The organism is Parvibaculum sp., from assembly GCF_040882025.1.
Taxonomy (GTDB): Bacteria; Pseudomonadota; Alphaproteobacteria; order Parvibaculales; family Parvibaculaceae; genus Parvibaculum.
Genome location: NZ_JBBECC010000073.1, coordinates 22,762 through 33,502, shown reverse-complemented (window position 1 = coordinate 33,502; position 10,741 = coordinate 22,762). Strand labels below are relative to the sequence as shown.

Sequence of the window (10,741 nt, the reverse complement as noted above, 5' to 3'; positions counted from 1 at the left end):
GCGGCGACCGATGAAAAGCACGACGTCGCCCGCTTCGAGGCCGAAGTGCCGGCCGGCAAGCGCCTTGCCGCGCGCGGCATCGAGGTCGGCCACATCTTCTTCTTTGGCACGAAATATTCCGAAGCCATGGGCTGCGTCGTCGCCGGTCCCGACGGCAAGGAAGTGCCGCTCCAGATGGGCTCCTACGGCGTCGGCGTCTCGCGCCTTGTCGGCGCCATCATCGAAGCGAGCCATGACGAGGCGGGCATCGTCTGGCCGGAAGCGGTCGCCCCTTTCAGGGTTGGCCTGATCAATCTGAAATCGGGCGACGCCGAAACCGATGCCGCTTGCGAGGACCTCTATGCGAAGCTCGCCGCCGCCGGCATCGACACGCTTTACGACGACACCGGCGAGCGGGCAGGGGCCAAGTTCTCGAACATGGACCTGATCGGTCTCCCCTGGCAGTTGGTCGTCGGTCCGCGCGGCCTTAAATCCGGCGTAGTCGAACTGAAAAGTCGCGCCACCGGCGAACGCGTCGAGCTCTCGCCGGAGGCGGCACTGGCGAAACTCGCCGGCTGAACGCTCAACAAGCGTGATCGAGGACGGGATATGACGGATACGGCACGGCCCGGCATCGAAACTTCAGGCGGCAAGGCGCGTCCCTTCGGCGCCTTCGAATGGCTGCTCGCCATGCGCTATCTGCGCGCCCGCCGCCGCGAGGGCTTCATCTCGGTCATAGCCGGTTTTTCTTTTGCCGGCATCATGCTCGGCGTCGCGACGCTGATCATCGTCATGTCGGTGATGAATGGCTTCCGCACCGAACTCCTCTCGAAAATTCTGGGTCTCAACGGCCATATGTTCGTGCGCGGCGTCGGCACGCATGTGATGAACTACGACGAGATGGCCGCCAACATCGCCGAGCTGCCCGGTGTCGTCAGCGTCATGCCGCTGGTCGAGGGCCAGGTCATGGTCTCGAGCCCGCGAAATGCCGGCGGCGCCATTGTGCGCGGCATGCGCGAGCGCGATCTGAAAAGCATGACGAGCATTTCCGGCAGCATCGTGGCGGGTTCGCTCGACGGTTTCGATCGGGGCGGCGTGGTTGTCGGTTCGCGCCTGGCCCAATCGCTCGGTCTGGTCGTCGGCGACAACGTCACGCTCCTGTCGCCGCGCGGCGCCATCACCCCCTTCGGCACCGCGCCCCGCGTCGGCGCCTACCCGATCGTTGCCATCTTCGAACTCGGCATGTCGGAATACGATGCGAGCTTCGTCTTCATGCCGCTCGACGAGGCGCGCATGTATTTCCGCACCTTCGAGGGCGTCAGCGCGCTCGAAGTCCGCATCGGCGATCCCGATCGCGTCAATGCGGTTGCGCCCGCGGTTCGGACCGCCGCCGGTGACTGTTGCGATGTACAGACATGGCAGCAGACCAATCAGAGTTTCTTCTCGGCGCTGCAGGTCGAGCGCAATGTGATGTTCCTGATCCTGACCTTGATCCTGATCGTCGCGGCGCTGAACATCGTCTCGGGGCTCATCATGCTGGTCAAGGACAAGGGCCGCGACATCGCCGTGCTGCGCACCATGGGCGCGACCAAAGGCGCCGTCATGCGCGCCTTCTTCATCTCCGGCGCTTCCATCGGTGTGGTGGGAACCATGGCCGGTTTCCTGCTCGGTCTCGTCTTCTGTCTCAACATCGAAACCCTGCGCCAATGGCTGTCGAAACTGTCGGGTACGGAATTGTTCTCGCCGGAAGTCTATTTTCTGAGCCACATGCCGGCCGAGATCGACGTGAGCGAGGTGACGGCGGTGGTGCTGATGGCGCTGGCGCTGTCCTTCGCCGCGACGCTTTATCCGGCATGGCGCGCGGCCTCGCTCGATCCCGTCGAGGCGCTGCGCTATGAGTGATGCCGTTCTCAGCCTCCGCCGGATCACCCGCACCTACAAGCAGGGCGAGGAGACCTTGCGCATTTTCGCCGGCGCCGATCTCGACATCCATGCAGGCGAGATTGTCGCGCTGGTCGGCCCCTCGGGCTCCGGCAAATCCTCGCTGCTCCACATCGCCGGCCTCCTTGAAGCACCGGACGAGGGCGAGGTCTGGGTCGCCGGTCGCGAAGCCGTCGCGCTTTCCGACAGCCGCCGCACCGCGATCCGTCGCGGCGAAATCGGTTTCGTCTATCAGTTCCACAACTTGCTGCCCGAATTCTCGGCGCTCGAAAATGTCGTCCTGCCGCAGATGATTGCCGGCGTCCCGCGCCGCCGCGCCGAAACCTTCGCCACCGAATTGCTGACGCGCATGGGCCTCGCCGAACGTGCCGTCCACCGTCCGGCCGAACTGTCGGGCGGCGAACAGCAGCGCGTCGCCATTGCCCGTGCCCTCGCCAACCGCCCGCGCGTCTTGCTGGCCGACGAGCCGACCGGCAACCTCGACCCGAAAACGGCCAAAATGGTCTTCGGCGAACTGCTGGGCATCTGCCGCAACCAGGGCGTCGCGGCCCTTGTCGCCACCCACAATCTCGACATCGCCAGCCACATGGACCGCGTCGTCCTCCTCCACGAGGGCCGCCTCCTCGAAGGCGCCGACCTCGCCGCCACCTTCCAGAGCCTCTGAGGTTGAACGGACAAGCTTCCACCCTCCCCTCGGGGAGGGTCAAACGGCCCATTTTGCAGCTTGTCTGCAAATGCAGACAAAAGAGGGCCGTTTGGGGCGGGGGCGCGGCGATTGTCTACCGCCCCCAAAAAGACCCTTCTATAGACTCGGAATTTAGGCCTACCATCGTCTCCGGGAGACATGGAGGAGGAGGGCGAATCCTTGAGGGGGGAAACGCAACAACTTGTCGCCGTCGATCTGCAAGGGTCCTTTGGGGCCTTGGCCGAACGCGCGGCGCCGCTGCTGGCCTCGGATCCGGGGTTGGCGACATGGGGCTGGATCGGCGTGGCGGCGATGCTTTTCGCCTATGCACTGCTTTTTGCACCGGCGGGACGGACGGCGCGGAATCCTTCCGCTGCCCGACCGGTTCGGACGGCCTTTAGCCCGCGGCTCCAGCGCCGCTAAGCCATCGCAATTCGGTACCTGCGGGCCGGTCATCCGCCGCAAACCCTTGAATCCGGTTTCGTCACATGTCATATTAAAAACGACAAGTGGCGGAGATCTCTGAGATGGCCGAAATCGCAGGCACGAGCCTTCACGATGCGGAGCCGACGGAGCAGCAGCGCGCGGCCGATCTGCTGGGTGGCGCGCGCGTGTTGCGCCGCGCGATCCGCACCCCCCTCGATGCCCATGAAGTGATCCGCCGGGGTCTGCCCGCGCAGGCGCTGACCCGCCTCGTTGGCCGTCTGACGGTTCTCGGGATGACAGATGGCAGGCTTGAACGGGCGCTGGGTATGAGCCTGCGCACCTATCAGCGTCGCAAGGACGTGCCGGCGGGTCGCCTCAGCGTCGAGCAGAGCGGCCGCACCTGGAAATTCGCCGAGATTCTGGCAAAGGCGACCGATCTCCTCGGCTCGCAGCCGGAGGCCGAACAATGGCTGGAGCGGCCGGCCATGGGGCTCGACCGGCAGCGGCCGATCGACCTGCTGGAAACGCCGGCCGGCGTCGAGATGGTCGAGGACTTCCTGACACAGCTCGAATATGGCGTCTACGTATGACGCCCTTGCCGGCGCCGCTTGGCGGCGGCGAACTTGTGGTCTGGCGCATCGACCACGCGCGCCATGCATCCGCATGGGATAGCGGTGAGGGTGCCTTTCGCATTGGGGGGCGCTGGAACAGGCGTGGCCGCCGCGCGGTCTATTGCGCAGTCGACCCGGCGACGGCAATCCTCGAAGTGGCCGTTCACAAGGGCTTCGACGCGCTCGACACCGTGCCCCACATCCTCAGCGCGATAACGATTTCCGCGCCCGCCGGCGTCCGCGTCGTCGAGCCCGCCTCCATTCCCGATCCCGGCTGGCTGAGACCGGGCATCCCCGATGCCGCACAACAGACCTTCGGCGACGCCCTGCTGGCGGAAAACAAATTCGTTGCCATACCGAGCGTCGTCTCGAGCCATAGCTGGAACCTTGTCTTCGTCGCTGCCGATGCTGCCGGCGCCTACGAACTCAAGTCGCAGGAACCCCTCATCCTCGACCCCAGGCTCCATTCGCCCGCCATGCGCTGAAAGCTGTTGCACTTCGTTTGTGAACTCGGGGGATCCATGGGCCGAAAACCGGTCCCCGGGCAGGCGCGTTTTGCGCCGGTCGTGGCCTGAAAGGGACGCGGGACCTGTAACCCATGTCCCCGAACGGGTGTAACCCATGTCTCCGAACGCGCATTGCGCCGTGCCTGCCTGTTGACACGAAAGAACAAACGGGCAACAGTCCGATTGAGAACATTACATGAACTCATGGAGGGCGGCCAATGCGTGGAATGTGGAACCGGACAAGGGACAGCGAAGCCGGTGACTGGCTTCAGGACGTGGCGGCGCTGATCTCGGTTGCCGCCTTCATCTGGGCGGCCGGTGCCTGGGTCGGCATCGCCGAAGCCCTGATCGGCTGAGGGACCGGCATGATCGGTGGAAGCTGTTTCTGCGGCGCGATCGCGTTCGAACTCTCCGCCCCGCCGGTCGTGATGGGGACCTGTCATTGCTCGCGCTGCCGAAAGGCGGGAGCCAGCACCATCGTTTTCGTGAAAAGGGAAACCTTTCGCTGGCTCAGGGGAGAGGAATTCGTCGCGCGCTGCGAGCCGGAGCCGCCGTTCAAATTCGCGCGCTGCTTTTGCCGGAAATGCGGCACGGCGCTGGGCGAGCCTTTGTCCGGCGAAGACGCCTTTCCCATTGCCGCGAACTGTCTCGACGACGATCCCGTGGTCCGCAACGCCTTTCATGAATTCGTGAGCGCCAAACCGGCATGGTACGATATCTGCGACGGCGCAAAGCAGTTCCAGGAACATCCGGTGAAGTAGCGACCATGAATACCGGTTATGAAATCCCGCTCAAGGGCGGCTGCCAGTGCGGCAAGCTCCGCTACGAGATCGCGCGCGCGCCGCTGGATGTCTATGTCTGCCACTGCCGCGAATGTCGCAAGCAATCTTCTTCCGCCTTCGGCATCTCGGTCATTGTCCGCAGCGCCGATCTCCATCTCGTTCAGGGTGAACCCCACCGCTGGTCCCGCCCGACCGATAGCGGCCGGACGCTCGATTGTTTCTTCTGCCCCGATTGCGGCTCGCGCGTCTGGCATGGCAACAGGGAGCGGGACGAAACAGTCAGCATCAAGGGCGGCTCGCTCGACGAGCCGGTCGACCTCGGCGCCGCATATCACATCTGGACCAGCCGCAAACTCCCCGGCGTCCTGATCCCCGAACAGGCCCGGCAGCACGATCTGGACCCCGGTTAGGCGCGCCGCATTCGCGCATTTGGTATTACCGGGAAATTGGAGATTTGATCATGCGCCGCGCGTCCCGGATCAAATCGATCGGGTATCTCAAGGCCAACACCGCCGAAGTCCTGAAACGTCTGACCGAACGACGTGAGCCTTTGATCATCACGCAGAACGGCGAAGCAAAGGCGGTCCTGCAGGATGTGGCCTCCTATGAGGAAACACAGGAAACGCTGGCGCTGCTGAAGATTCTGGCGCTGGGCAATCGGGACGTGGCTGCGGGCAAGACGAAGCCGGTCGGCGATGTCGTGGCCCGGCTGCGTGCCAAACGTGCATCGGCCTGATGGCACGCAGCCGCGTCATCGGGCTTGCAAATATTGCTCGATCCCCGTTTTGAGAATGCCTGCGGTCTCCAGAAGACCGAAAACCAGACAGATGGCGCCCACCCCGAAAAAGATCCAAGCGTGATAACGCACATTCACGTCGAGGACGGTGTGTTCCGTGACGATCACATTTCGCGTGCCGGTCTTCCGGTCGTACACGATTTCCCGCAGCGGTTCCTTGAGAAAGATGCGGCCGAGCGGCAGCGTCACCAGGCCCATGAACAGCATGTAGAAGGAAAACAGGTACCACACATTCTCGTCAGCCGAATCTGTGTCCCCGAAGACGTTGTCGGGAAGCATCATCGTTCCGTAAACATACAACGCCGCCACGACGAATATTGCGCCGATGAGAAGGAGGAACGTCACATATCCCTTTCCCGTCCAGGTGATAAAGAACATCGTGTCCCCCGAAATCGGCCGCCGTCCCGCTGGCCCGCGCCGCGTTCTCATCCCGATAGACGGACGCTCTGCATGTTTTGAAATGCGTCACGGTCCGGTTGTCCACAGCTAAAACCCGTTTCGGCGCTCGCGAGGCCCCTGCGGGCGTGACTCTCGCCGTCAGGCACCCGAAAATAGCGCATGCCCGACTCGCCTCAGTTCATCCATCTGCGCCTCCACACCGCCTATTCGCTGCTGGAGGGCGCGATCCGCGTCAAGGAAGTGCCGAAGCTCTGCAAGGCCGACGGCATGCCGGCGGTCGCCATCACCGACACGGCCAATCTCTTCGGCGCGCTGGAGTTTTCCGAAACCCTCTCCGAGGCCGGCATCCAGCCGATTGTCGGCTGCACCCTGCCGATCCTGCTCGACGGGGGCGAGGAACCCGGCCGTGGCCCCTTGCGCCGCGAGCCTTGCGGGATGCTCGCCCTGCTGGCCAAGGACGAGGAGGGCTACCGGAACCTGATGAAGCTCTCGAGCCGCGCCTTTCTCGGTCCCGAGCCCGGCGAGCCGCCCTATGTGCCGATGGCCCTGCTGGCGGCCCATCATGAAGGCCTGATCTGCCTCACCGGCGGCCCGGACGGTGTCGTCAACCGCCTGCTCGAAGCCGGCCAGCGCCCGGCGGCGCAAGAACTGCTGTTGAGCCTCAAGGAGATTTTCGGCGACCGCCTCTATGTCGAGTTGCAGCGCCACGGCCAGCCCCGCGAGCGTCAGGTGGAACCGGCCCTGATCGAACTCGCCTATGCCCATGCCCTGCCACTGGTCGCCACCAACGAGCCCCATTTCGTCGCCGAGGCCGATTACGAAGCGCATGACGCGCTGATCTGCATTGCCGAGGGCGCCTATGTCGTGCAGGCCGACCGCCGCCGCCTGACGCCCGAGCATCGCTTCAAGACGCAGGCCGAAATGGTCGCGCTCTTCGCCGACATCCCCGAGGCGCTCGAAAACACCGTCGAGATCGCGCGCCGCTGCGCGGTCCGTCCGCTGACCCGCGATCCGATCCTGCCGAAATTCTCCGCCGGCGTCAGCGCGGCCGACGAGCTGCGCCGCCAGGCGGAAGAGGGCCTAGCGCAACGTCTCGCGACGCTCGAAACCGTCGCACCGGAAGAGGAATACTACGCCCGCCTGAATTTCGAGCTCGACGTCCTCATCAAGATGGACTTCCCCGGCTACTTCCTGATCGTTGCCGACTTCATCAAATGGGCGAAGGGGCAGGGCATTCCGGTCGGGCCGGGCCGCGGTTCGGGCGCGGGTTCGGTTGTCGCCTGGGCGCTCACCATCACCGACCTTGACCCGCTCCGTTTCGGCCTCCTCTTCGAACGCTTCCTCAACCCCGAACGCGTCTCGATGCCGGACTTCGACATCGACTTCTGTCAGGATCGCCGCGACGAGGTGATCCGCTATGTGCAACAGCGCTATGGCGAGGACCGCGTCGCGCAGATCATCACCTTCGGAAAGCTGCAGGCCCGCGCCGTGCTGCGCGATGTCGGCCGCGTGCTGCAATTGCCCTATGGTCAGGTCGACCGTCTCTGCAAGCTGGTGCCCAACAATCCGGCAGCACCCGTAACGCTTGCCGAGGCGATCGCGGGCGAACCGCGCCTGCGCGAAGAGCAGGCGTCGGACGAAGGCGTGGCCCGCATGCTCGAAATCGGCCTGCGTCTCGAAGGGCTCTACCGCCATGCCTCGACGCATGCGGCGGGCGTCGTCATCGCCGACCGTCCGCTCGACGAGCTGGTGCCGCTCTACCGCGATCCACGCTCCGACATGCCGGTGACCCAGTTCAACATGAAATGGGTCGAACCGGCCGGCCTCGTGAAGTTCGACTTTTTGGGGCTGAAGACCCTCACCGTGCTCGATCAGGCGGTGAAGCTGGTCGCCCGCCGCGACATCGCCGTCGATCTTCTCAATCTTCCGCTGGAGGATGAAAAAACGTTCGAAATGCTGACGCGCGGCGAAACCGTTGGCGTGTTCCAGCTTGAAAGTTCGGGCATGCGCGATCTGGTGCGCCAGGCCCGCCCCACCAACATCGAGGACATCATCGCCCTCGTCGCGCTCTATCGTCCGGGTCCGATGGAGAACATCCCGAAATATCTCGCCTGCAAGCATGGCCGCGACAAGCCTGAGTTCCTGCACGAAACCATCGAGCCCGTCGTCGCCGACACTTATGGCGTCATCATCTATCAGGAACAGGTGATGCAGATTGCGCAGGTCTTCGCCGGCTACTCGCTCGGTGAAGCCGATCTCTTGCGCCGCGCCATGGGCAAGAAGATCAAATCCGAAATGGAAGCACAGCGCGAACGCTTCGTTTCCGGCGCGGTCGAGCGCGGCGTCGCGCCGAAACAAGCGGCGTTCGTTTTCGATCTGGTCGACAGGTTCGCGGGCTACGGCTTCAACAAATCGCACTCGGCCTGCTACGCGGTCGTCGCCTATCAGACCGCCTGGTTGAAGGCCAACCATCCGGTCGAATTCCTTGCCGCCTCCATGAGCCTCGATCTCGGTAACACCGACAAGCTCGGTATCTTCAAGCAGGAGGCCGGGCGTCTCGGCATCCAGGTGCGCCCGCCATGCGTCAACCGGTCGGAAGCGATGTTCGGCGTTGCCGACGGTGAAATCCTCTACGCGCTCGCCGCGATCAAGAATGTCGGCCGCCAGGCGATGGAGCATCTGGTCGAGGTCCGCCGCGAGGGTGGGCCGTTCCGCGATCTCTTCGATTTCGCCCGCCGCATCAATCCGCGCATCGTCAACAAGCGCGCCTTCGAAAATCTGGCCCGCGCCGGCGCCTTCGACTGCCTCAATCGCGACCGTGCGCAGGTGCTGGCCGCCGTCGATCTCGTTCTCGGCACGGCCAACGCCTCCGCCCAGGACCGCGAGAGCCAGCAGGTGAGCCTCTTCGGCGATGCCGGCGGCGCGCCCGAGGCGTCCCCGGCGCTGCCCGCCGTCGAGCCCTGGCAGCCCGTCCAGCGCCTCACCGAGGAATTCAATGCGGTCGGCTTCTATCTCTCCGGCCACCCCCTCGACGACTACCGCACCTCGCTCCGCCGCGCCGGCGTTTTGACCTTCGTCGAGCTCTTGGCCAAGGGGACGCAGGCTGGTTTCGTGGCGGGGACCGTGACGGCCAAGCAGGAGCGCAAGTCGAAGAAAGGCAATCCCTTCGCCTTCCTGAGCCTGTCGGACGCCACCGGCCAGTTCGAGATCGTGGTCTTCTCCGAAGTCCTCGCCCGCTCGCGCGACCTGATGGAGCCGGGCAGTTCGGTCGTCATCGGCGTCGAGGTCGATCGCGCCGGCGAGGAGGTCAAGCTCCGCGCCCAGTCGATCCGCACCGTCGACGAGGTCGTGAAGGATGCCGGCGAGGGTCTGAAGATATTTCTCGACGATGCGGCCGCCCTCGAGCCCGTCAAGGCGCGTCTCGGCGAGCGCGGCAAGGGTCTCGTCTCTCTGGTCCTGATGAGCGACGGGGGACGGGAGGTCGAGCTGCGTCTCAAGGGACGCTACCGCGTCACCCCCCAGGTCCGCGGCGCGGTGAAATCGATCCCCGGCATCGTCGAGGTTCAGGATATATGACAGTTTTATGACAGTTCCGTGACAGAGGGGGGGTACGGTTGTTGTCAGTGCTGCTGTGCTAACGGCCTGTCAGCGCTTGCTTTTTGCCCGTTTTGCGCCTATCAAGGCGCCATTCCACACGCGGGGTTCGGCTCTCCCACTTCCTTTTTGTGAAGGAAAACATAGGGTTAGTCGGTCCGGTGCGGCTTCAGGGCCGTTCACTCCCCGCGGAGGTTCAACCGGAAAAGGAGCACAAGTGCCATGGCACTTCCCGATTTCTCTATGCGTCAATTGCTGGAAGCCGGCGTTCACTTCGGCCACCAGACACATCGCTGGAATCCGAAGATGGAAACCTTCCTCTTCGGCAGCCGAAACAACATACATATCATAGACTTGGCGCAGAGCGTGCCGCTCCTCCACCAGGCTCTCGTCGCGGTGCGCGACGCGGTTGCGGGCGGCGGGCGCGTGCTCTTCGTCGGCACCAAGCGTCAGGCTTCCGATCCGATCGCCGCCGCCGCGCGCCAATGCGCTCAGTACTACATCAACCACCGCTGGCTCGGCGGCATGCTAACCAATTGGAAAACCATCTCGAATTCGATCCGGCGCCTGCGCCAGCTCGACGAGATGCTGTCCGGCGAAGCCAAGGGCTTGACCAAAAAGGAAGTCCTGAACCTGACCCGCGAGCGCGACAAGCTCGAGCGCGCCATCGGCGGCATCAAGGACATGGGCGGCCTGCCTGATCTGATTTTCGTGATCGACACCAACAAGGAAGAAATCGCGATTCAGGAAGCCCGCAAGCTCGGCATTCCCGTCGTCGCGATCCTCGACTCGAACTCCAATCCCGACGGCATCGCCTATCCCGTTCCCGGCAACGACGACGCAGCCCGTGCGATCGCACTCTATTGCGACCTCGTTTCGCGCGCTGTCATCGACGGCATCTCGCAGAGCCATGCCGCGTCGGGTGCGGATGTCGGCGCCGAGGCCGAGCCTGTTGTCGAGGTGCCGGCCACCGCCGATTAAGGCGTCCGGCCGCTCCGCTTCATACGATTACCGAGGAAATA

At 64.1% G+C, this 10,741-nt stretch carries 12 protein-coding genes; 11 read left to right on the top strand and 1 reads right to left on the bottom strand.

Annotation, left to right across the window (positions count from 1 at the left end; genetic code table 11):
* The 9 genes from WEB61_RS05030 to WEB61_RS04990 form a co-directional block, all read left to right on the top strand.
* On the top strand, positions 1 to 558 hold a 558-nt coding region (locus WEB61_RS05030), incomplete at its 5' end, for a His/Gly/Thr/Pro-type tRNA ligase C-terminal domain-containing protein (protein ID WP_368063233.1).
* Between the two features lie 30 nt (positions 559 to 588).
* Complete coding sequence (locus WEB61_RS05025) at positions 589 to 1,881, top strand: lipoprotein-releasing ABC transporter permease subunit (RefSeq protein ID WP_368063232.1); 1,293 nt, start codon at positions 589 to 591, stop codon at positions 1,879 to 1,881.
* Positions 1,874 to 2,584, top strand: coding sequence for an ABC transporter ATP-binding protein (locus WEB61_RS05020; RefSeq protein WP_368063231.1), 711 nt, complete (start codon positions 1,874 to 1,876; stop codon positions 2,582 to 2,584). The genes WEB61_RS05025 and WEB61_RS05020 overlap by 8 nt, the downstream gene beginning before the upstream one ends.
* 548 nt (positions 2,585 to 3,132) lie before the next feature.
* On the top strand, positions 3,133 to 3,621 hold the full coding sequence (locus tag WEB61_RS05015) for an antitoxin Xre-like helix-turn-helix domain-containing protein (protein WP_368063230.1): 489 nt from the start codon (positions 3,133 to 3,135) through the stop codon (positions 3,619 to 3,621).
* Positions 3,618 to 4,127 (top strand): RES family NAD+ phosphorylase, encoded by a 510-nt coding sequence (locus WEB61_RS05010; RefSeq protein ID WP_368063229.1) that lies wholly within the window; start codon positions 3,618 to 3,620, stop codon positions 4,125 to 4,127. The genes WEB61_RS05015 and WEB61_RS05010 overlap by 4 nt, the downstream gene beginning before the upstream one ends.
* A 239-nt stretch (positions 4,128 to 4,366) precedes the next feature.
* Positions 4,367 to 4,504, top strand: a complete 138-nt coding sequence (locus tag WEB61_RS05005; RefSeq protein WP_304735940.1) for a hypothetical protein — start codon at positions 4,367 to 4,369, stop codon at positions 4,502 to 4,504.
* Positions 4,505 to 4,513: 9 nt separating this feature from the next.
* The gene (locus tag WEB61_RS05000; protein WP_368063228.1) at positions 4,514 to 4,909 is read left to right on the top strand and encodes a GFA family protein; all 396 of its coding nucleotides are present in this window, start codon (positions 4,514 to 4,516) and stop codon (positions 4,907 to 4,909) included.
* A gap of 5 nt (positions 4,910 to 4,914) precedes the next feature.
* A complete protein-coding gene (locus WEB61_RS04995) occupies positions 4,915 to 5,340 on the top strand; it encodes a GFA family protein (RefSeq protein ID WP_368063227.1) in 426 nt (141 codons plus the stop codon).
* Positions 5,341 to 5,390: 50 nt separating this feature from the next.
* Positions 5,391 to 5,666: a type II toxin-antitoxin system Phd/YefM family antitoxin gene (locus WEB61_RS04990; protein WP_368063226.1), complete on the top strand. Its 276-nt coding sequence runs from the start codon at positions 5,391 to 5,393 to the stop codon at positions 5,664 to 5,666.
* Positions 5,667 to 5,681: 15 nt separating this feature from the next.
* Here the strand turns inward: WEB61_RS04990 and WEB61_RS04985 are convergent, their stop codons facing one another.
* Positions 5,682 to 6,104 carry a hypothetical protein gene (locus tag WEB61_RS04985; protein ID WP_368063225.1) on the bottom strand — a complete coding sequence of 141 codons (423 nt, stop codon included), beginning with the start codon at positions 6,102 to 6,104 and terminating at the stop codon, positions 5,682 to 5,684.
* A gap of 180 nt (positions 6,105 to 6,284) precedes the next feature.
* On the opposite strand from WEB61_RS04985, the gene dnaE reads away from it, so the two are divergent.
* Positions 6,285 to 9,701 (top strand): DNA polymerase III subunit alpha, encoded by a 3,417-nt coding sequence (dnaE, locus tag WEB61_RS04980; protein WP_368063224.1) that lies wholly within the window; start codon positions 6,285 to 6,287, stop codon positions 9,699 to 9,701.
* A gap of 240 nt (positions 9,702 to 9,941) precedes the next feature.
* Positions 9,942 to 10,700, top strand: a complete 759-nt coding sequence (rpsB, locus tag WEB61_RS04975; protein WP_368063223.1) for a 30S ribosomal protein S2 — start codon at positions 9,942 to 9,944, stop codon at positions 10,698 to 10,700.
* The last annotated feature ends 41 nt before the right edge of the window (positions 10,701 to 10,741 follow it).